The sequence below is a fragment of the Burkholderia sp. WAC0059 genome, assembly GCF_002870125.1.
Taxonomy (GTDB): domain Bacteria; phylum Pseudomonadota; class Gammaproteobacteria; order Burkholderiales; family Burkholderiaceae; genus Paraburkholderia.
The window spans coordinates 1-21,554 of the sequence record NZ_PNEO01000020.1 but is presented as its reverse complement, the minus strand read 5'-3'; the positions used below and the strand labels follow the sequence as shown (position 1 = coordinate 21,554).

General features: G+C 67.4%; 15 protein-coding genes. 12 read left to right on the top strand and 3 right to left on the bottom strand.

Annotated features, from left to right (window positions below; translation table 11 throughout):
* Nucleotides 1-167: 167 nt before the first annotated feature.
* Nucleotides 168-881: a GntR family transcriptional regulator gene (locus tag CY652_RS19020; RefSeq protein ID WP_102132277.1), complete on the bottom strand. Its 714-nt coding sequence runs from the start codon at nucleotides 879-881 to the stop codon at nucleotides 168-170.
* A gap of 121 nt (nucleotides 882-1,002) precedes the next feature.
* Nucleotides 1,003-1,914 (bottom strand): LysR substrate-binding domain-containing protein, encoded by a 912-nt coding sequence (locus tag CY652_RS19015; RefSeq protein WP_102132276.1) that lies wholly within the window; start codon nucleotides 1,912-1,914, stop codon nucleotides 1,003-1,005.
* Between the two features lie 108 nt (nucleotides 1,915-2,022).
* On the opposite strand from CY652_RS19015, the gene CY652_RS19010 reads away from it, so the two are divergent.
* Nucleotides 2,023-3,102, top strand: a complete 1,080-nt coding sequence (locus CY652_RS19010; RefSeq protein WP_102132275.1) for a tartrate dehydrogenase — start codon at nucleotides 2,023-2,025, stop codon at nucleotides 3,100-3,102.
* Between the two features lie 24 nt (nucleotides 3,103-3,126).
* Here the strand turns inward: CY652_RS19010 and CY652_RS19005 are convergent, their stop codons facing one another.
* Nucleotides 3,127-3,927 carry a GntR family transcriptional regulator gene (locus CY652_RS19005; protein WP_102132274.1) on the bottom strand — a complete coding sequence of 267 codons (801 nt, stop codon included), beginning with the start codon at nucleotides 3,925-3,927 and terminating at the stop codon, nucleotides 3,127-3,129.
* A 200-nt stretch (nucleotides 3,928-4,127) separates the two neighbouring features.
* On the opposite strand from CY652_RS19005, the gene CY652_RS19000 reads away from it, so the two are divergent.
* The 11 genes from CY652_RS19000 to CY652_RS18950 all read left to right on the top strand — a co-directional run.
* Nucleotides 4,128-5,324 carry a CaiB/BaiF CoA transferase family protein gene (locus CY652_RS19000; RefSeq protein ID WP_258002370.1) on the top strand — a complete coding sequence of 399 codons (1,197 nt, stop codon included), beginning with the start codon at nucleotides 4,128-4,130 and terminating at the stop codon, nucleotides 5,322-5,324.
* A gap of 89 nt (nucleotides 5,325-5,413) precedes the next feature.
* A complete protein-coding gene (locus CY652_RS18995) occupies nucleotides 5,414-6,733 on the top strand; it encodes an MFS transporter (protein WP_102132272.1) in 1,320 nt (439 codons plus the stop codon).
* Nucleotides 6,734-7,108: 375 nt separating this feature from the next.
* Complete coding sequence (dctA, locus tag CY652_RS18990) at nucleotides 7,109-8,419, top strand: C4-dicarboxylate transporter DctA (RefSeq protein ID WP_102132271.1); 1,311 nt, start codon at nucleotides 7,109-7,111, stop codon at nucleotides 8,417-8,419.
* A gap of 49 nt (nucleotides 8,420-8,468) precedes the next feature.
* Complete coding sequence (locus CY652_RS18985) at nucleotides 8,469-9,536, top strand: Ldh family oxidoreductase (protein ID WP_102132270.1); 1,068 nt, start codon at nucleotides 8,469-8,471, stop codon at nucleotides 9,534-9,536.
* Between the two features lie 16 nt (nucleotides 9,537-9,552).
* Nucleotides 9,553-10,284, top strand: a complete 732-nt coding sequence (gene nanR, locus CY652_RS18980; protein ID WP_102132269.1) for a transcriptional regulator NanR — start codon at nucleotides 9,553-9,555, stop codon at nucleotides 10,282-10,284.
* A gap of 82 nt (nucleotides 10,285-10,366) precedes the next feature.
* Entirely contained in the window at nucleotides 10,367-10,690 is a 324-nt protein-coding gene (locus CY652_RS18975) for a putative quinol monooxygenase (protein WP_102132268.1), read from the top strand.
* Between the two features lie 143 nt (nucleotides 10,691-10,833).
* A complete protein-coding gene (locus CY652_RS18970; protein ID WP_219723776.1) occupies nucleotides 10,834-11,280 on the top strand; it encodes a nuclear transport factor 2 family protein in 447 nt (148 codons plus the stop codon).
* A 32-nt stretch (nucleotides 11,281-11,312) separates the two neighbouring features.
* The gene (locus CY652_RS18965) at nucleotides 11,313-11,684 is read left to right on the top strand and encodes a nuclear transport factor 2 family protein (protein WP_219723774.1); all 372 of its coding nucleotides are present in this window, start codon (nucleotides 11,313-11,315) and stop codon (nucleotides 11,682-11,684) included.
* A 788-nt stretch (nucleotides 11,685-12,472) separates the two neighbouring features.
* Nucleotides 12,473-18,238, top strand: a complete 5,766-nt coding sequence (locus tag CY652_RS25055; protein ID WP_308410397.1) for an autotransporter domain-containing protein — start codon at nucleotides 12,473-12,475, stop codon at nucleotides 18,236-18,238.
* Nucleotides 18,239-18,293: 55 nt separating this feature from the next.
* Nucleotides 18,294-20,411 carry a tetratricopeptide repeat-containing sulfotransferase family protein gene (locus tag CY652_RS18955; protein ID WP_102132266.1) on the top strand — a complete coding sequence of 706 codons (2,118 nt, stop codon included), beginning with the start codon at nucleotides 18,294-18,296 and terminating at the stop codon, nucleotides 20,409-20,411.
* On the top strand, nucleotides 20,408-21,554 hold a 1,147-nt coding region (locus CY652_RS18950), incomplete at its 3' end, for a glycosyl transferase family 8 (RefSeq protein WP_102132265.1). The genes CY652_RS18955 and CY652_RS18950, both read left to right, overlap by 4 nt.

Here is a 21,554-nt window from a genome sequence, read left to right as displayed (position 1 = left end):
GCCCATGCCTCTTCGTCGAGAAGCCGCCCGATCGCGGCTTCTTCAAATGGGAACGCCCGCGGCACGGCATCGACACGCCCTGCCCGCGGGTCGGATCGCGCCGGTCTTTATGTCCTGTTATGGGCCGGCCCGATGGCGTCGCACGTTAGCACAGAATATAGGCACCTTCAACCTTGTATACACGATTGGCGATGCCTCGCCGGCCAGGCTTTCGCGGCGTGGCGCAACGCGACCAGCCCGTTCAGATAATGGTCCGACATCAGCACGGCCAGCGCGTTGCCGTCGCGCGCCCTCAATGCCGCAAGTATGCGCGCGTGCTCGCGCGCCGCCGCGTTCCAGCGATCCGGGTCCAGGTTCGCGAGCAGCCGCGCGCGCTCGACGCGCGGCACCAGCAGTTCCCACAGTTCGATCAACACCACGTTGCGCGACGCCTGCACGAGCTTTCGGTGAATCGCCTGGTTGGTCTCGATGTAGCGGCGCAGATTGCCGGCGCCGAACCACTTCATCATCCGGTCGTGGAGCGCGGCAATCGCCTCGATCTCGGCGTCGGACGCCCGCTGGCAAGCAAGCATCGCGCCCAGCGATTCGAGGTGGCTGATGGTCTGGAACAGGTCGCCCACTTCGGCGATGTCGACTTCGGCGCAGATCGCACTGCGGTTCGGAAACAGCCTGACGAGCCCTTCGCGCGCCAGCGTGCGGATCGCCTCGCGCAATGGCGTGCGGGAAATGCCTAACTCCTCGCAGAGCTCCTTTTCGCGCAGCGGATCGCCGGGCCGGATGCGTCCGGAAACGATCATCGCGCGCAGCGTCTGCACGGCGGTGCCGTGCAGCTTGCCGCGCCGGCTTTCGTTGGCGGAGGCGGCGTTTCGGTCGTTACTCATTCGGTTTCGGGTCTCGGGGTCGGACGGCAAGGAGCATTCGGCGCACGCCCGGCAACGGCGCGACGATTCTGTCGTTGTTTTTCATCGGGACCCGGAAGCGGACCGGCAAGAGCGGCGCGTTTCAACTGCCGCCGGGCTGCCCGAACTCGTCGGCAAGAAAATCGACGCAGACGCGCACGCGCGCCGACGCAGCCACGCGCGCCGGATAGACGGCCCAGACGTTCGCCGGCTGCGTGAACTCGGGCAGCACCTGCCGCAACGCGCCGCTTTCTAGCAGCGGCCGCACGTCCCACATCGAGCGCAGCACGATGCCGCGTCCCGCGAGCGCCCACTGCACGGCCACTTCGCCGTGATTCGTCGAGAGCGGTCCGCTCACGCGGATCGAGGCGGACTCGCCGTGCGCCTGCAGCCGCCAGACGCCGAACGGATGGTCGCGCTCCTTGATCGCGAGGCACGCATGCGACGTGAGATCGGCAAGCTGCTTCGGCGTGCCGTGGCGTTCGAGATACGCCGGCGAGGCGCACAGCACCCGGTGGTTCGAGGCGAGACGGCGTGCGATCAGGTGCGGAGAGAATTCGTCGCCGATGCGCACGTCGAGGTCGAAGCCCTCGCCGGCCACGTCGACGAGCCGGTCGAACAGTTCGAGCCGCACGCCGAGGTCGGGATGAAGATCGGCGAGCTTCGCGAGCGCCGGCGCCACCACGTGACGCCCGAAGCCGAAGCTGCTCGACACGCGCAGCGTACCGCGCGGCACGCTGCGCGTCGTCGAGACGTCCTCGATCAGATGTCCGACGTCGTCGAGAATCCGCTCGGCCCACGCATAGACGCGCTCGCCGGCGTCGGTGACGGCCACGCGGCGCGTCGAGCGGTGCAGCAGCCGCGTGCCGAGGTCGGCCTCGAGCATGCTCACGCGCTTGCTCACGTAAGCGGCCGACATCGACAGCGCCTCGGCCGCGGCGCGGAAGCTCGACTGCCGCGCGACCGCGCAGAACACGCGCAGATCGTCGAGACTGGGAGGACGCGATGGCGTCATTGTCCACACCTCGTGCAGAGTGACTTAACCAAAACGGCGATTCTAAGCCGAATCGTCAAGAATAGAATGTTGGGTTCAACGTCAAACAAACCACTGGAGGAGATAGCTATGGCAGGCAAATACCGCATCGCCGTGATTCCGGGCGACGGCATCGGCGTGGAAGTGATGCCCGAGGGGCTGCGCGCGCTCGACGCGGCGGCAAAGCGTTTCGGCATCGCGCTCGAATACGAGCACATCGAATGGGCGAGCTGCGACTACTACCTGAAACACGGGCAGATGATGCCCGACGACTGGAAGGCGCAACTCGCGAGCTGCAATGCGCTGCTGTTCGGCGCCGTGGGCTGGCCCGAGAAGGTGCCGGACCACGTTTCGCTCTGGGGCTCGCTGATCAAGTTCCGCCGCGAGTTCGACCAGTACGTCAACCTGCGCCCGGCGCGCCTGTTCGACGGCGTCCCGTCGCCGCTCGCGGGGCGCAAGGCCGGCGACATCGACTTCATGATCGTGCGCGAGAACACCGAGGGCGAATACTCGTCGGTGGGCGGCGTCATGTTCGAAGGCACCGAACACGAGTTCGTGCTGCAGGAATCGGTGTTCACGCGCCGCGGCAGCGAGCGCGTGCTCGACTTCGCGTTCAAGCTCGCGCAGCGCCGCGCGAAGCGGATCACCGTCGCCACCAAGAGCAACGGCATCGCCATCAGCATGCCGTGGTGGGATCAGCGCGCGGCCGAGGCAGCGGCCCGCCATCCCGACGTGAAGTGGGACAAGCAGCACATCGACATCCTGAGCGCGCGCTTCGTGCTGAACCCGGACCGCTTCGACGTGGTGGTCGCGACGAACCTGTTCGGCGACATCCTCTCGGACCTCGGGCCGGCCTGCACCGGCACGATCGGCATCGCGCCGTCGGGCAACCTGAATCCGGAGCGCAAGTTCCCGTCGCTGTTCGAGCCCGTGCACGGCTCGGCGCCCGACATCGCGGGCAAGAACATCGCGAATCCGATCGCGATGATCTGGTCGGCCGCGATGATGCTCGACTTCCTCGGCAACAGCGCCGGCCCCGAGCACGAAGCGTCGGTCGCGATTCTCGCGGCCATCGAGGCGACGCTCAAGGAGGGTCCGCGCACGGGCGACCTGGGCGGCGCCGCCAGCACGACCGAAGTCGGCAAGGCCGTCGCCGCGCGGATCGGTTGAGAGGAGATCCGGCGGCGGCGCGCGCTATCCAGTCGATGCGGTCGAGTCGATCGGTACGATCGACCCGGCGGCCGGATCGACCGATGCACCGCGTCCGGCCGCTCCGTCGGCGGCCGCCGGTTCGCTTCTCGCGGCCGCCGCGCGCCGACGCGGCGGCGCGCCCGCGCTGACGAGCCCGTCGTTGAGCATCGTGGCCAGAAACACGTCGGTCTTCGCTCGCAGATGGTTTTCCATCAGCGCGCGCAGCCGCTTGCCGTCGCGCCGCTGCAGCAGCGCAAGCATTTCCTCGTGCTCCTCGACCGCGTGCCGCCAGCCCTCCTGGGTCGGATTCAGACGCTGCCGGACCTGCCTCAACCGCGCGTTGAGGTTGTGGAAGTAGTCGGCCAGCGGCCGGTTGTCGGCAATACGCAGGATCGTCAGGTGGATCTGCTGATTCCTCGCGAAATACCGCGGCTTGTCCCGGTTCAGGTACGCGTCGCGCATGTCGTCCTGCAGTTTCGACAGCTCGGCCAGATCGCGCTCGTTGACCTTCTCGCAAGCCTGCTCGCCCGATAGCCCTTCCAGCACCGCCATTACCGTCAGCATGCTGACCGCCTCGTCGACGGTGATCCGCGCCACGCTCGCGCGGCGCGTCGGCGAAATCTCGACGAGCCCTTCGTTCGCGAGCAACTTGAGCGCCTCGCGCAGCGGCGTGCGCGACACGTCGAACGTCTCGCAGAGCGCGCGTTCGGAGAGCGGCGTGCCGGGCAGCAGTTCGCCGTTGATGATGCGGCGCTTGAGCGCCGCGTAGGCCGTCGTGTTCAGCGGTCCTTCTTCGGCTGCCATGGCCGCTCTCCGGATATCTAATTGGGATACCAATTTAGCATTTCCATGCCTCTCCGGTCAAACCATCCGACTACCGTTTACCCTGATTTACCCCTATAAAACAGCATTTTTTCTTGTCTCTACGCTAAACCGGGGTTATCGTTTACTCATCATTTGGCATACCAAATATCGTGAGACAGCACTTCCGGGAGGATATGGGCATGGCAGGACCGCTGCAGGGAATGAAGGTCATCGAGCTCTCGCACATCATGTCGGGGCCCGTCTGCGGGATGATGCTCGCGGACATGGGCGCCGACGTCATCAAGGTGGAAAAGGTGCCCGACGGCGACGACGCGCGCCGTTTCGCGCCGATGCTCGATAACGGCGAATCGGCTTCGTTTATGATGCTGAACCGCAACAAGCGCAGCATCGCGCTCAACCTGAAGACGGAAGGCGGGCTGCGCGTGCTGCGGCGCATGCTCGCGAGCGCCGACGTCGTCACCGAGAACTACCGGCGCGGCACGATGGAGCGGCTCGGCATCGGCTACGAAACGCTGAAGAAGGACAACCCCGGGCTCATCTACAGCGCGATTTCGGGCTACGGCCGCAGCGGCCCGTTCGCGGACAAGGGCGGCTTCGACCTCATCGCGCAGGGGCTCTCGGGCATGATGAGCATGACGGGCGACCCCGGCCAGGCACCGATCAAGGCGGGCTCGCCCGTCGCCGACATCAACGCGGGCATCCTCGCGGCGCTCGGCATCGTGTCGGCCTACTCGCACCGGCAGAAGACGGGCGAAGGCCAGATGGTCGACACGTCGCTGCTCGAAGCCGCGTTCCAGCAGATGTACTGGGCGGCCACGAGCTTCTTCACCGAAGGACGCAACCCGCAGAAGATGGGTTCCGCGAATTCGACGAGCGCGCCCTACCAGGCCTTCCAGACGAAAGACGGCTGGATCAACATCGGCGCGGCCAACCAGTCCAATTACGAGCGGCTGCTGCAGGTGCTCGACGCGCCCGAGATCGCCGACGACGAACGCTTCAAGACCAACGCGGGACGCATCGCGCATCGCGCCGAACTGGTGGAGCTGCTGACGAAGCGCTTCATGCGCGACACGGCGAAGGCCTGGGTCGAGAAGCTCGACGCGGCCGGCCTGCCCGTCGGGCTCGTGCTGCCGATCTCGGAAGCCGTCGAGCATCCGCAGATCGTCGCGCGCGGCATGGTCGTCGAAACGGAGCACCCGCTGGCCGGACGCGCGCGCAGCATCGGCCTGCCGATCCACTTCTCGGCGACGCCCGGCGACGTGCGCTCGCCGTCGCCGCTGCTCGGCCAGCACACGACGCAGGTGCTGAACGAGTACGGCTTCAGCGCCGCGGAGATCGACAGGCTGTTGACCGAGGGCGCGGCGATCGCCCGCTGACGAGCCGGGGCGGCAGCGGCATGCCGGCCGCCCGACGACAAAGAGCCCGCCGCAAGACGGCGGGCCGCAGGCAGACAGAAGGAGACGTCATGTTCCGTCGAGTCACGACGCGCGTACTGCTGCTCCTGTGCGCGATGTATTTCATCACCTATGTGGACCGCGTCAACGTCAGCACCGCCGCGAGCCAGTTCGGCCGCGAGCTGTCGCTCTCGCACACGCAGATCGGGCTCGTGTTTTCCGCGTTCGCCTATCCCTATCTCGTGCTCAACGTGCTGGGCGGCTGGCTCAGCGACCGCTTCGGCCCGCGCCGCACGCTCGCGATATGCACCGTCGTCTGGGCCGGCGCGACCATCCTGACGGGCCTCGCGACCGGCTTCGCGTCGCTCGTCTTCGCGCGCCTGCTGCTCGGCCTCGGCGAAGGCGCGACGCTGCCGACCGCCGCGCGCGCCATCTCGCACTGGGTCGCCGTCGAGCGGCGCGGCTTCGCGCTCGGCATCGCGCACGCCGCCTCGCGCATCGGCAACGCCGTCGCGCCGCCGCTCATCACCGCGCTGATGCTCGCGACAAGCTGGCGCGGCGCGTTCATCCTGACCGGCGTCGTCAGCTTTGTGTGGGCCATCGTGTGGCTGATCGCGTTTCGCGACAACCCGCGCGATCATCCGGGCATCTCCGCCGACGAATGCGCGAAGCTGCCGCCCTACCCGACGGACCCGCTCTCGCACGCAGTGCCGTGGCGCCCGCTCTGCATGCGCATGGCGGGGGCGACGCTCGTCTACTTCTGCTACGGCTGGGTGCTGTGGTTATTTCTCGCCTGGATTCCGCAGTACTTCTACCACGACTACCATCTGCGGCTCGCCGATTCGGCGCTGTTCGCGGCCGGCGTGTTTTCGGCGGGCGTACTCGGCGACTGGCTCGGCGGAGAAGCGACCGACCGGCTGCTGCGCCGCACGCGCAATCCGCGCATCGCACGCAACGTGCTCGTCAGCGTCTGCATGTTCCTGACGCTGCTCTCGCTGCTGCCGATCCTGCTGATGTCAAATCTCTCGCTGGTCACCGCGGCGTTGTGCCTGAGCGGCGGGTTCTTCTTCAACGAAATGACGATCGGCCCGATGTGGTCGGTGTCGATCGACATCGCGCCGAACCACGCCGGCACCGCGTCGGGCATCATGAACATCGGCGCCTCGCTGGCCGCCATCGTCAGCCCGGTGGTCGGCGGACTGCTGATCGACCGGACCGGCAACTGGAACCTGCCGTTCGTGGTGTCGATTGCCGTCGTCGCCGCGGGCGTCGTGCTGCCCATGCTGATGCATCCGGAACGGCCGCTCGGCGCCGACGACGAGGCATCGGCGCCCACGGCGAGCGGGACGCTCGCGGGCGAAATCGAGGGCGGCACGCAAACGACGGTCTGAATGAACCGCGGGGGGGCTCGCCGGGTTGCGTGCCCCCGCCCGCAAATGCTCTGCCTGCCTGGCAGGCGCATTGCCGGTCCGTGCCCGCCCCTCGCGCGGCCAATCGCGATATTCCGGCCCTCCCTCGCTCTCGCGACGAGTTTTCGGCCAGTCCGGCCATCTCGCCGCCGGCTCACGAAGCGCCCCCGCTCATCCTCACCCATCACACCCGATCCCACGTCACACCGTCCCCGCTCCAGGGTAAACCTCGAACGGAAATGCCTCGACCTTTGAAGCAGCATTGGTATGATAGGTACACCATCATCCAGTCTGACAGGATGTCGGCATTGAAATGGAGAACCGGGCAAATCGCACCCGGATTCGGAGGAGACAAGAATGTCGGCCACAGTGCGGAGAGAGGCCAGGGCGGCCTGCCGGGGCGCCTTTCGCTTCGTCACGCGGAACCTGTACGTGCAAGTGCTGATCGCGGTGGCTCTCGGCATCGCGCTCGGGTATGACTCGCCTCAGTTGGCCGTTGCCATGAAGCCGTTCGGCGACGGCTTCATCAAGCTGATCGAGATGACCATCGGCCTCATCATCTTTTTTACCGTCGTATCCGGAATCGCCGGCATGCAGAGCGCCGGAAAGGTCGGACGGATCGGCGGCTTTGCCATCGTTTATTTCGAGGTCTTTTCGACCATTGCGCTATCGATCGGACTCGTGGTCGCCAACGTTCTGCAACCCGGGGCGGGATTCAACGCCGGCGCAGCGCACATGGATATCGCCCCGATCAGGCAATACGTGAGCAGCGCGCACAGTCACGGGCTGGTCGAATTTTTCCTGAGCATCATTCCATCGACGCTGCTCGGCGCGTTTACGAACGACGGCATTCTCCCCATCGTCTTCGTTTCGCTGCTTCTGGGCTTCGGGCTGCGCCGCATGGGCGACCGCGGCGCGCCCATCCGCCAGTTGATCGACGCCTGCTCGCACTGGGTGTTCGCGTGCATCGGCATCATCATGCGCGCCGCGCCTGTCGGCGCATTCGGCGCGATCGCCTTCACCGTCGGCAAATTCGGCATCGGTTCCCTGCAGTCGCTGCTTTTTCTGGTGTCGACCTTTTACGTCACGTCCGGCCTGTTCGTGTTCGTCGTGCTGGGCGCGGTCGGCCTGTGGTGCGGCTTCAACATCTTTACCGTGCTGCGGTATTTCAAGGACGAGCTGTTCCTCGTGCTGGCGACGTCTTCCTCCGATGCGGCGCTGCCTTCCCTGATGGAGAAGCTGGAAACACTCGGATGCGGCAAAGGGATCGTGGGACTGGTCATGCCGGCGGGCTACGTATTCAACTCCGACGGGACCAACATCTACATCACGCTGGCCGTTCTCTTCATCGCCCAGGCCATGCACGTCGAGTTGAGCATCTGGCAGCAGATCCTGATCGTCGGACTCGCCTCCCTGACGACCAAGGGGTCCGCGGGCGTGCCGGGAGCCGGATTCGTCGCGCTCGTCGCCACGCTCTCCCTGGTTCCGGCGATACCGGTGGCCGGGGTGGCGATGTTGCTGGGCATCGATCGCGTCATCAGCGAGGGGCGGGCGATCGTGAACGTGATCGGCAACGTGGTCGCGACGCTCGTGGTCGCGAAGCGCGAGGGCGAACTCGACGTGAGACGCATGCAACAGATTCTGCGCGCCCGGCCGGCCGGTGCCTGAGCGGCCGGCCTCCGGAACGAAACGGTGAATCGAAGAAGAGAGAAACGAAATGAGCGATGAAAACACGCGACTGATTTCCGAGCCGAATCTACGGCGGTTCTGTAGCCTGCTGCTGGCGCGGGTCGGCGTGCCCGAAGCCGAAGCGGAACGCGTCGCCGCCAACCTGATCGAGGCCGACCTGAGGGGCGTCTCCTCACACGGCGTGGTCCGGCTGCCGATCTACGTGAAGCGCATCGTCGACGGCGGCACCAATCCGCGCCCCGACATCCGTCTCGTGCGCGAAACGCGTACGACCGCCGTCGTCGACGGCGACAACGGCCTTGGGCATCTCGTCGGGATCAGGGCCATGGAAGTCGCCATCGAAAAGGCCAGCGACGGCGATTGCGCCTTCGTCGCGGTCCGCAACAGCAACCACTTCGGAACCGCCGCCTACTACGCCGAAATGGCCGCCCGTCAGGGGATGATCGGCTTGAGCTTCACGATCGGCGCCATCAATCACATGACGCCGTGGGGCGGCGCCGAGGCGCTGCTCGGCAACAACCCGTTCGCGGTCGCGTTCCCGTCCAGAGAGCCGTTCCCGGTCGTTCTCGACATGGCGTGCAGCGTGGCCGCGCGAGGCAAGATCATCGTTGCCGCGAAGGAAGGCAAACCCATTCCCGGCGACTGGGCGACGGGTCCCGACGGGTTGCCGACGACGGATGCCGTCGAGGCGCTGAAGGGATTCGTAATCCCGGTCGGCGGACCGAAAGGCTATGCGTTGACGCTCGCGGTCGGGCTGCTGAGCAGCATGCTCTCGGGCGCGTTCTTCGGGCGCGACGTGGGCGACCTCTACGAGAAGACGGAGACGGCGCAAAACAGCGGGCATCTTTTCGGCGTCTTGCCCGTGTCGTCGTTCGACAGTCTCGACCATTACCTCGACCGGATGGACAAAGCCATCGCCGACATACGCAGCGCCAAAAAGGCCACGGGCGTGGACCGCATCTATCTGCCGGGCGAACGCGAATACCTGGCGCTGCTCAGGCACCGCGAGAACGGCATTCCCCTCGGAGCGGCGCTGGCCGGGGAATTGAGCGCGCTGGCGAAGCTTTATGATGTGGGATTCGAACTGCAACGTTGAATGTCTTACCGCACACATGACGCCCACCTCCCTTCCCGTTGAACCTGTTCGTCGGCGCAAGCTGTCCGAAGAGATCGTCGAGCGTCTGCAGACGATGATGCTGAGCGGCGCCCTCAAGCCCGACCAGTTGCTCCCATCGGAGCGGGAGTTGATGTCCATGTTCGGGGTCGGCCGCACGTCCGTCAGAGAGGCGTTGTTCACGCTGAACCGCATGGGTCTCGTCGCCGTGCGAAACGGCGAGCGGGCATGCGTCACCCGGCCGTCGGCCAAGACCGTCGTCGACGAGCTGTCCGGCGCGGTCCGGCACATCCTCGCCGAGCCCAAGGGCGTGCGGGAGTTGCAGCAGGCGCGCGCCCTGTTCGAGGCCATGCTCGTGCGGTATGCCGCCGTTCATGCCGACGCGGACGATCTCGACCGGCTCAAGCGCGCGCTGGACGCGAATCGCGCCGCGATCGGCAACCTCCCGGCATTCACGGAAACCGACGTGGCGTTCCACCTCGTCCTGGCCGAGATTCCGCGCAACTCGATCTTCTCGTCGTTGCACGTCGCGCTCGCCGCATGGCTTGCGCAACAACGCGTCGTCACCCTGCGCGCCGAAGGCGCCGACCGCGCGGCATACGAAGCGCACCGGGCGATCTATCGGGCCATCGGCCGCAAAGACCCGGACGCGGCCGAGCGCGCCATGAGAACTCACCTTCGCCAGGTCGAGGACTACTATTGGCAGGCGAGCCAGGACGGCGAGAAGTGATGCGGCGCCGGGCCGGACGATGCAGGTCGTCGCCACGGCCCGGCGCCGGAAACGCCCCACGATATACAGGAACGGGAATCCCATGTTCGTCGTCGTCGTCAATTTCAGCATTCACGAGTCTCATGTCGAAGACTTCGAGCAGGCGGTCGTCCAGAATGCCGGAGACTCCCTGAGACTCGAAGACGACTGCTTCGTCTTCGACGTCTGCAGGGCGGACACGGGCAAGGACTTCTTCCTGTACGAGGTCTACCGCGACGCCGCCGCGTTCGAACGGCACCTGCGCGCGCCGCATTTCCTGACGTTCTCGGAAATGACGCGGCACTGGGTTCACAGCAAGGACGTCCGGCTCCTCACCTTGATCGACCCTCCCCACCAGGCCGCGCGCGGCAATCGTCCCCGACCGTAAAGGGAATCGCGGGCGTCGCGGTTCATCTTTCCCGTCGCCCTCGCGCGATACCCTGCCCGCGCAGCACTTACCAGACAGTATGTACTAGAAAAATTGCCACCTTCGTCGGACAATGGCCGCTCACCGTCAAACAGGACATCACCGTGAGCACACCCGCAGAAACCGACCGCCGGATCGCCCTCGTCAAGGAATATTTCCGCAAGGGCGATGCCGGCGACATGACCGTCCTCGACCTGTTCACCGACGACGTGGAAGTGCGCTTCCCCAAATTCGGCACCCGTTCCGGCAAGGCGGCCGTCGTCGCCTTCGCCCAGGGTTTGCTGAGCCGCGTCCGGAATCTTCAGCACTATCCGGACGACTACACGTATGTCGCGTCGGGCGACCTCGTCGTCGCCGAGGGGTGGGAAAGCGGCGTCCTCACGGAGGACGGCACGCCCTGGCCCGTCGCCGGACGCTCGGACGGCAAGTTCTGCAACGTCTTCCGCTTCCGGGGCGACCTGATCTCGCATCTGCACATCTACGTGGACCCGGACATCAGCGGCGCCGATACGGAGCGCTTCTTCTGGGGACTCGACGCGGCGGCATCGTGAGCACGCAGGACAATCTCGAACTCGCGCGGACGTTGCTCGGCAAGCTGGGACAGGGCGATGCCGAGGCCGCCGCCGCGCTGTTCGCCGAAGACGCGGAATGGGACATCGCCGGCGACGCGAACGCGCTGCCCTGGATCGGCAGGAAGCGCGGACGCCACGCCGTAAACGATTTCATCCGCGATTCGGACCGCCTTGTCGAACGCCTAAAGCTCGACGTAGAGGACATCCTCGCGAACGAGCGCCGGGCCGTCGTCGTCGGCGAACTGGCGTCGAAGGTCAAATCGACCGGCAAGGTCATCGAAACGTCGTTCGTCCTCGTGCTGGACATCTCCGGCGGCAGGATCGCCCGCTTCCGGATGCTCGAAGACAGCTTCGCGGTCTCCCAGGCCGCACGCGGCGCCTGAACGCGGCTCGCGCCGCGGCCCCTCCTTTCGCTCAGTAGCGGAACGATCCGATGACGTCGGCCGCCTTCGCCGGGCTTGGCGGACGCGTCGACGGCTTCGGCATGGATGACGTCGGAGACCCGTTCCGGCCGGCTGTAATGCGGCGTCCCGATCGGGTCGGATAAGTCATTTTTTTGATAACCGGGGAATTTAATCGATTTATGCAATCGTGGAAACGATTTCCAAATCGTTTCCAATTCCTTGTTCATGGTAAAAATCTCGCTTTTTTATCACTTCCCTCTCCAGAAGTCCGTTCGGCGGCCTTCCCGGCGTCATTGCCTTTTCCGGACGATGTCTTTTATTTGAAATCCGCCTGATTGAAATTTATCCGCGAATTTCATTTTCAACACTCAAGTCGCGATTTGTCGGCGCCGATATAGGGATTGAGCGTGACGACGCGAATCAGGATGAACAAGCCTGCGCAGGCAGATGAGATGGGCAGCATGCGCAGGATTCGGTCAGGACGCGGGATCCGTCGAGACGCGTCAGCAGGCCCGCGGCACAGAAGCCGCGCGGACCTGGGTACCTGCTTCCGGTGTCCGGCGCGTTTTTGCGGATGACAAGGTGATGAGCCAGCGAGCCCGTGCTGCGCTGGCGACGGGGAAAGCAGGATGGACCATCGGTACCGGGACGCGCGCAACGGGGACCGGGAGGCGAGACGGACCGCGCTTGCCCGGGGCCGCCCGCCCGGCAGCGAAAGCAGGGAAAGTTTCGCCGGCCAGCCGACGCACAGCCGGCTGGCATTGGCCATGGCGGCCGCGCTGTCGGCCATGGGCCCGGTCGCCGCCATCGCGCAGACCGCCACGACCGGCCCCTACTCCTGGACCGCGGGCAACCTGTCCATCGGCAGCGGTGGCGCCTACAGCGCGGTGACGGGCGGCGCCACGGGCGTCGCGGCCAGCGGCACGCTGGGCACGCTGACCAATAGCGGAACGATTTCGGGCAAGGCAACCGGTGTCTACAACGAAGGCGCGATCGGCACGCTGAACAACAGCGGCTCGATCGGCAACGCCGCGTACGGCATCGGCAACTCCGGCACGATCGACGTGCTCGACAATACGACCGGCGGCTTGATCTCCGGCGGAACATATGGCATCGACAATTCCGGCACGATCGGCGCGTTGACCAACGCGGCCGGCGGCACGATCTCCGGCGCGGCGACGGGCATCCATAACGGCAGCGGCGGCATGATCGGCGTGCTGAACAATGCCGGCCTGATCTCGGACGGCGTCTACAACGCCGGCACGATCGGCGTGCTGAACAACACGGTCGGCGGGTCGATCTCGGGAGGCAATCTCGGTATCTTCAACGTCTCCGGCGGCACGATCGGTTCGCTGACCAACGACGGCACGATCGCCGACAGCGAGTACGGCATCTACAACGACGGCACGATCGGCACGCTGACCAACAACGACTCGATCATTTCCGGCGCTCTGGCTTTTGGCGTCTACAACACCGGCACGATCGGCACGATCGCCAACAACGGTACGATCGCCGGCGAGCAGGATTACGGCATCTACAACCCCGGCGCGATCGGCGAGCTGGACAACGCGGCCAACGGCGTGATCGCCGGCACCCTGTTCGGCATCGTCGGTTCCGATATCGGCACGCTGACCAACGACGGCGCCATTTCCGGCGGCTTTACCGGCATCGCCAATTTCGGCACGATCGGCGCGCTGACCAACAACGGCACGATCTCGGGCGGGACTTCCGGCTATACCGGATACGGCATCAATAACACCGGCGTGATCGAGACGCTGACCAATGGCGGGCTGATCTTCCGCGGCGGCAGTAGCGGATACGGCATCCATAACGCCGGCGTGATCGGCACCCTGACCAACACCGGGACGATCCTGCACGGCAGCAGCGGCGGGACCGGCCTCTACAACCGCGACGCAATCGGTACGCTGACCAACAGCGGCACGATCTCCGCGGGCACGGACGGCGTCCTCGACGTCGGCGGCACGATCGGCGCACTGGACAACAAGACCGGCGGCCTGATTGCCGGCGGCAGCCTGGCCGGCATCGTCAACCTTGGCGGCTCGATCACGAGGTCATGGAACGGCAGTTCCAGCACGTGGGCCGCTCCTGCTTCAATCGGTATACTGACCAATAGCGGTATGGTCTCGGGCGGCGACTCCGGCATCGTCAACATTGGCACGATCGGCACGCTGATCAACACCGGCACGATTTCCGGCAATAGCGGCACCGGCATCGCAAACCTCGCCGGTACGATCACGATTTCCCGCAGCCATGGCTCGACCACCGCCGAGTCGGTCGGCACGATCGGCATGCTGACCAATAGCGGCCTGATCTCCGGCGGAGAGTCCGGCATCGACAACGCCGGCACCATCGGTACGCTGACCAACAGCGGCACCATACACGGCAGCGGCGCAGATAACGTCGGGACCGGCATCGCCAACCACGGCGGTCTGATCGGCACGTTGACGAACAGCGGTGTGCTTTCTGGCAGTTATTTCAATGGCATCGGCAATTTCGGCGAGATCAGTCTGCTGGAGAACGCGACCACAGGCATGATCGAAGGCGGTTCGTCAGGCATCTGGAACAGCAACGGCGAAATCGATTTGCTTGTGAACGACGGTTCGATCCTCGGAGATCAGACTGGCGTCTACAACGATTCTGGCGGCAAGATCCTTTCGCTGACGAATGACGGCGTGATACAGGGGGGGCTGTGGCAGGGTATTGCCAACGTCGGCACGATTACGCAACTCGACAACGCTGTCGCCGGTACGATTTCCAGCGGTAGCGGGGTCGGCATACGGAACACCGGCACGATCGGCACGCTGAGTAACAGCGGATTGATCAGCGGCGACAGCGACGGCATCTACAACTCCGGCACGATCGGCACGTTGATCAACAACGGGTTGATCAGCGGTGTCGACGGTGTCTACAACGACGGCGCGATCGGCATGCTGATCGACGCCGGCGCTATCGCCAGCGCCGGAGCGAATATTTCAATTGCCAGCGGTAGCGTAGTCGCCAGCGTCCCTCTGTCCGTCAGCAACGCGGGGACGATCGGCACTGCGATCGAAGTCGGCCTCTATAACGACGCGTCGAACGTCACAATCATCAATAGCGGCACGATCAGCAGCGGCAACGGCCTGAGTATCACCAACAGTGGAGCAGGCACGCTGGCCGACATCGGTCTTTATAACGTTGGCGCAATCAGTGCGTTAACGAACAACCGTGTCGGCGCAATCTCCGGCAGCCAGACCGGCCTCGTCAACAGCGGCACGATCGGCACGCTAATCAATAACGGAACGATCCACGGCGGCGGAAGCGGCCTCGTCAACGCCGGCACGATCGGCACGCTGACCAACGCCGGCACGATTTCCAGCAGCAGTGATCGCGGGCTCCAGAACCAGGGCGTGATCGGTACGCTGACCAACACCGGCACGATCTACAGCGGCGGCTGGCCCGGGCTCACCAACTACGACGAAATCGATGCGCTGACCAACAGCGGCCTGATCTACGGCAACGAACTCGACGGCTTCGAAAACTTCGGCACGATCGGTACGCTGGACAACACCGGCACGATCGCCGGCCATACCGGGCCCGGCATCGTCGACGCCGGCGCGATCGGCACGCTGACCAACAGCGGCACGATTTCCAGCGGCACGATCGCCGGCGGTTGGGGCGGGAGCGACAGCGCCGGCCTCTACAACTTCGGCGGCACGATCAGCGTGCTGAACAACACGTCCGGCGGCCTGATCTCCGGCAGCCCGGTCGCCGGCGGCACCAGTGTCGGTATCTACAACGGCGACTACGGCACGATCGGCGCGCTGACCAACACAGCCAATAGCACGATTTCCGGCGGCCAGAGCGGCCTCTATAACGAGGCCGACAGCACGATCGGCACGCTGACGAACAACGGCGTTATCTCCGGCGGCACGACGGGCGTCGACAATTCAGGCACGATCGACACACTGACCAACGGCGGCACGATCGTTGCCGGTCCTTATGGCCTGATCAACGAGTATGGCGGCGAGACGGAAAACGGCGCGCTAGTGGGCGGCACGATCGGCACGTTGTCCAATACCGGCCTGATCTCCGGCACCAGCGGAATCGGCATCGGCAACGCGGGCGAAATCGCGCAACTGGACAACGCCGCCGGCGCGACCATTTCCGGGTCGCTGGCGATCGACAACGTGGCCGTCAGCACCATCGGCACGCTGGCGAACGGCGGTCTGATCTCCGGCAGCGTCGGTATCCTGAACACCGGCACGATCGGCAACCTGACGAATAGCGGCACGATTGCCGGCACGATGGGCGCGGGGGTCAGGAACGCGACGTACACGTCCGGCACCACGCCGGCTGCCACGACCACGCTCGGCGCGATCGGCACGCTGACGAACACCGGCACGATCTCCGGCACGCAGACCGGCGTCGGCAACGCGGGCTCGATCGGCACGCTGACCAACCGCGGCCTGATCACCGGCGCAACCGATGGCATCGCCAACACCGGCACGATCGGCACGCTGACCAACGCCGCCGGCGGCACCATCGCCGGCGGCCGGACCGGCCTCTACAACAGCGGCACGATCGGCGCGCTGACCAACGCCGGCCTCGTCACCGGCAGCCTCGACGCCATCGACCTCGCCGGCGGCGCCATCGGCCCGCTCGTCAACACCGGCGTCATCGCCGGCAACATCGAAAACCAGACGGCGAACGACCTGACCATCGTCGGCGGCACCGGCACCGTCTCCGGCACGCTGACCGGCTACGGCGGCGCCAACACCGTCGGCACGATCGGCAACAGCGCCTCGAACCTCGTGTTCGCCTCGGGCAACGAACTGCTGAACGACGACATCGACGTGGGCAGCCATGCGGTAAAGAACGCCGGCGCGGTGCTGGAGGTGAACCAGCCGGTGACGATCACGGGCAACTACAGCCAGGGCGCGAACGCGACGCTGCAGATCGGCGTGGCCGGCAGCGCGACGACGCAGGGCTCGATCGCCACCGACAGCGGCTACGGCCGGCTCGTCGTGACCGGCAACGCCACGCTGGCGCCGGACTCGAACGTCACGCTGCGCTCGAACGGCTACGCGTTCGCGGCCGGCCAGCGGTACGTGGTGGTGGACACGGCGGGCGCGGCCGACTACGGCGGCGCGACGGCCGCCGGCAATGCGCCGGGGCTGAACTACTCGGCGGCGGGCTACGCCGGGCAGGTGAGCGGCAGGGTCGTCGCCAGCGGTAGCCACAACGATCTCGTGCTGACGGTCGACAGCGCGACGCCGGTGAACCCGCCGCCACCGTCCGAGCCCTCGACGCCGTCCACGCCGCCGGCCTCATCGGACGGATCGCCCCCGACGTCGACAGCCACGGCCAGCCCGCCCCCGCCCGCTCCCCCCGCCCCGACGGACGTCGCCACCGAGCCCAACGCGCGCTCGGCGCTCGGCGGGCTGCTGGGTTACACGGGCGTGGGCAGCGCGCAGTTGCTGAACCTCTACGACGCCGCGCTCGGCTCGCTCTCGCAGGGCTCGGTGGCGACGGCCAACCGGGTCGGCCAGCAGCTCGGCACGCTGCAGACGGGCGAGGCCGCGATCGTGCCGACCTTCGACGCGCTCGGCGTCGTGAACGCGCACGTCAACGCGCTGCGGCTCGGCCAGGGCGCGGGCGTGACCGGCATCTCGACGGGAGACAGCCCGCGGCAGTGGACCCTGTGGGGCGAGGGGTACGGCGGCCACGGCAACCAGAGCGCGCACGAGCAGGCCGTGGACGGCTACGCCGAAAGCTACGGCGGCCTGCTGGTCGGCGCGGATCGCCTGCTCGGCGAGCACTGGCGCGCGGGCGGCGCGTTCAGCTACAGCGACACGAGCATCGACGGCGACGGCGACATCGAGGGCGACCGCGCGAACGTGAACGGCTACGGGCTGATCGGCTATGCGGGCTACGCGGGCGACCCGTGGTACGCGAACCTCTCGATGACGGTGGTCCAGCAGCAATACGACACGACGCGGCAGGTCGGCTTCACCGGCTTCTCGGGCACGGCCGGCGGCCACTTCAGCGGCCAGCAGTACGCCGCGCGCGCCGAGGCGGGCTGGCCGCTTGCGGTGTACGGCGCGACGCTCACGCCGGTAGCGAGCCTGACCTACAGCTACCTGCACCAGGGCGGCTACACGGAGAACGGCGGCGACGGCGCGGCGCTGTCGGTGGGGACGAGCCACGTGAGCTCGGTCGAAAGCGGTCTGGGGGCAAAACTGTCGAAGGCGTTCGCGACGCGCTACGGCCAGGTGGTGCCGGAATTCCAGGTGCAGTGGCTGCACGAGTACGACCACGACCGGCAATGGGCCGGCGTGAATTTCGCGGCCGATCCGGACGGCACGGCGTTCACGACGGCCGGGGTGCGACCGGTGTCGGATCTGGCCGACATTTCGTTCGGCGTGACGCTGCTGAACGCGAGCAACGTGAGCCTGTCGGCGCGCTACGAGGTGCAGGCCGGCGGCGGCTTCGTCTCCCAGACCGGCATCCTGCGCCTGCAGCACGTGTTCTGAGCCACCGAAGACGTAGTAGCATCGTCCGGACGCCACGATCTTCACCCCTGCTTCCATGCCCGACGATCCCGACCACAATACCCTGAACATATCCGAGGCACTGGCGCGAGCGCAGGCACACTGGAACGCGGGCCAGGCGGACGAGGCCGAGCAGTGGTGCCAGCGGGTGCTGTCGGCGTGGCCGGGCCAGGCCGACGCGCTGCACCTGCTGGGGCTGATGGCGCACGCCTGGGGCAACCTGGAGCTGGCGATCGGGTATCTTCGGGCGGCGTGCCGCGCACCGCGCGCGCCGGCCGTCTACGCGGCCAACCTGGCCGAGATGTGCCGCCAGAAAGGGCTGCTGGCCGAGGCCGGGCAGGCGGCCCGCCGCGCGGTCGCGATGGACCCCGGGCTGACGGCGGGCTGGAACAATCTGGGCATCGTGCTGCAGGAGGCCGGGCGTTTCGACGAAAGCCTCGCGTGCCTCGAGCGCGTCGTCGCCCTGCAGCCCGACTGGGCCGACGCGCACAACAATCTCGCCAACACGCTGCGCCGCCTCGGGCGGCTCGATCTCGCGGAGCCGCACTACCGCCGCGCGATCGGGCTGAATCCGGCTCACGCCGGCGCGCACAGCAACCTCGCGTTCCTGCTGTCGTCGCTGGGCCGCTACGACGAAGCGGCCGACCTGGCGCAGCGCGCGATCGGACTGGACCCGCATCTCGTCGACGCGTATCTGAACCTGGCCGAAGTCGAGACCTCGCGCCACCGTCACGAGGCGGCGCTGCGCGCGCTCGACATGCTGCACGCGTTCGCGCCGCAGCATCCCGCGGCGCTCGTCGCGCGCGCGAAGCTGCTGCGGCAGCTCGAACGCCACGAGGAAGCGCTGCGCCTGGCGCGCGAGGCCGTCGCGCTCGCGCCGCACAGCGCGGACGCGCACAACACGCTGGCCACGGCGCTCCAGTCGCTCGGGCAGACCGGCGAGGCGCTGGAGGCGTTCGGGCGCGCGGCGACGCTGCCGGGCACCGTGACCGAGGAGGCGCTGCTCGGCCGGGCCGTGCTGCTGACCGAGGCCGGCCGCCGCGACGAGGCGCTGGCCGCGTTCGGGCGCGCGCTGGAGGCGTTTCCGGGCTCGGCCCCGATTCTCTCGGCGCGGGCCGACGCGCACACGTTCAGGCCCGGCGATCCGGACCTCGCGCGGCTCGAGGCGTTCGTCGCCGAGGGCGAGCGCCGGCCGCTCGCGGAGCGGATCCCGGCGCACTTCGCGCTGGGCAAGGCGTATCTGGATATCGGCGAGCCCGCGCAGGCGTTCGCGCATTTCGAGGCCGGCAACCGGAGCAAGCGCGCGAGCTTCGCCTACGATCCCGGGGCGGCGGAGCACTGGATGGCGCGCGTGGCCGGGGCGATCTCCCCGGCGCTGTTCGGGCGGCTGCAGGGCCTCGGCACGGCGTCGGCGCTGCCGGTGTTCGTCGTCGGCATGCCGCGCTCGGGCACCACGCTCATCGAGCAGATCCTGTCGTCGCATCCGCAGGTGACGGGCGCGGGCGAGCTGGCGGCGCTGCGGCTCGCGGTCGAGGCCAGCGGGCTCTTTCCCGACCGGCTCGCGGCGCTCGCGAACGACGCGCCCGACGCGCAGGATACGGCCGCCCGCGCGCTCGGCGCGCTGGGGCGCGACTATCTCGCGCGCGTCGCGCCGCTCGCGCACGGCCGCGCGCGGCTCGTCGACAAGATGCCGGGCAACTTCGTCTACGCCGGGCTGATCCCGCTGATCCTGCCCGGCGCGCGCATCGTCCACGCGCGCCGCGACCCGGTCGATACCTGCCTGTCGTGCTACACGAAGCTCTTCGGCGGCGACCAGCCGTTCGCCTACGACCAGCGCGAACTCGGCCGCTTCTACCGGCTCTACGAGCGGCTGATGGCGCACTGGCGCAGCCTGCTGCCGCCGGAGCGCTTCATCGAGGTCGACTACGAGGCCGTCGTGGACGATCTCGGGGCCGAGGCGCGCCGGCTGGTCGCCTTCCTCGGGCTGCCCTGGGACGACGCGTGCCTGAACTTCCACGACAACCCGCGCGTGGTGCGCACCGCCAGCGTGAACCAGGTGCGCCGGCCCATCTACCGCTCCTCGAAGGGCCGCTGGCGGGCCTATGCGGACTACCTCGGCCCGCTGCTCGACGCGCTCGGCGTCGCTCCGCGATGAGCGCCGCCGGCCCGCCCGGCCTCGCGGCCCTCGCGCAGCAGGCGCGCGCGCTGCTGGACGCCGGCCGGTACGAGGACGCCGAGGCCCTGCTGCGCCCGCACCTGGCCACGGGGCGCGGGCCGCTGCCGCTGTGGCGGCTGCTGGCCGCCGCGCTGCGCCCGCAGGGCAGGATCGCGGCGACGCGCGCGATCCAGGAGATGCTCGTCGCCCATGCGCCCGGCGATTTCCCGGCGCGCTTCGATCTGGCCGAAACGCTGCTGCTGACGGGCGAGTTCGAACGCGGCTGGCGCGAGTACCGCTACCGCTACAGCCTCGGCCACACGAAGCGGATCGAGCGCAAGGTGCAGCGCCCGCGCTGGGACGGCGAGCCGATTCCGGGGCGCACGCTGCTGATCCACGACGAGCAGGGCTACGGCGACACGTTCCAGTTCATGCGGCTGGTGCCGTGGGCGAAGGCGAGGAGCGGCGCGCGCGTGGTGCTCGAGGTCAACGCGGAGACGCTTTCGCTGGCGCGGCGCATGGGCGGCTACGACGACGTGGTGGTGCGCGGCAGCCTGCCGCCGCCGTTCGACCTGCACTGCGAGATGATGAGCCTGCCGATGGCGATGGGGCTGACGCCCGCCGACCTGCCCGGGCCGATCCCGTACCTGCATGCGGATGGCGCGCGCGTGGAGACATGGCGGCGGCGCCTGGCCGGCCTGCCGCGCCCGCTGGTGGCGCTGGTCTGGGCAGGGCGGCCGACGCACTTCAACGACGCGAACCGCTCGCTGCGGCTCGGGCAGCTCGCCCCGCTCGCCCGGAGCGGCCTCACGTTCGTGTCGATCCAGAAGGGCCCGGCGCAGGCGCAGGCTCAAACCCCGCCGGCGGGCATGTCGCTGCTGTCGCTGGGCGAGGAGATCGGCGATTTCGAGGACACCGCGGCGATCCTGGGCGTGGTGGACCTGCTGGTGTCGGTCGATTCGTCGCCGGTGCATCTGGCGGGGGCGCTGGGCCGGCCCGCCTGGGTCCTGCTGCCGTTCGTGCCCGACTGGCGCTGGCTGCTCGGGCGCGACGACTCGCCCTGGTATCCGTCGCTGCGCCTGTTCCGCCAGCCCGCCCGCGGCGACTGGGCCAGCGCCATCTCGAGCCTGGCCGACGCGCTCG

What these genes read in the sequence shown, in the direction of transcription:
- CY652_RS19020 (WP_102132277.1), bottom strand. Translation starts at nt 881, where the DNA reads ATGAGTAACGACCGAAACGCCGCCTCCGCCAACGAAAGCCGGCGCGGC.
- CY652_RS19015 (WP_102132276.1), bottom strand. Translation starts at nt 1,914, where the DNA reads ATGACGCCATCGCGTCCTCCCAGTCTCGACGATCTGCGCGTGTTCTGC.
- CY652_RS19010 (WP_102132275.1), top strand. Translation starts at nt 2,023, where the DNA reads ATGGCAGGCAAATACCGCATCGCCGTGATTCCGGGCGACGGCATCGGC.
- CY652_RS19005 (WP_102132274.1), bottom strand. Translation starts at nt 3,927, where the DNA reads ATGGCAGCCGAAGAAGGACCGCTGAACACGACGGCCTACGCGGCGCTC.
- CY652_RS19000 (WP_258002370.1), top strand. Translation starts at nt 4,128, where the DNA reads ATGGCAGGACCGCTGCAGGGAATGAAGGTCATCGAGCTCTCGCACATC.
- CY652_RS18995 (WP_102132272.1), top strand. Translation starts at nt 5,414, where the DNA reads ATGTTCCGTCGAGTCACGACGCGCGTACTGCTGCTCCTGTGCGCGATG.
- dctA (WP_102132271.1), top strand. Translation starts at nt 7,109, where the DNA reads ATGTCGGCCACAGTGCGGAGAGAGGCCAGGGCGGCCTGCCGGGGCGCC.
- CY652_RS18985 (WP_102132270.1), top strand. Translation starts at nt 8,469, where the DNA reads ATGAGCGATGAAAACACGCGACTGATTTCCGAGCCGAATCTACGGCGG.
- nanR (WP_102132269.1), top strand. Translation starts at nt 9,553, where the DNA reads ATGACGCCCACCTCCCTTCCCGTTGAACCTGTTCGTCGGCGCAAGCTG.
- CY652_RS18975 (WP_102132268.1), top strand. Translation starts at nt 10,367, where the DNA reads ATGTTCGTCGTCGTCGTCAATTTCAGCATTCACGAGTCTCATGTCGAA.
- CY652_RS25055 (WP_308410397.1), top strand. Translation starts at nt 12,473, where the DNA reads ATGGCGGCCGCGCTGTCGGCCATGGGCCCGGTCGCCGCCATCGCGCAG.
- CY652_RS18955 (WP_102132266.1), top strand. Translation starts at nt 18,294, where the DNA reads ATGCCCGACGATCCCGACCACAATACCCTGAACATATCCGAGGCACTG.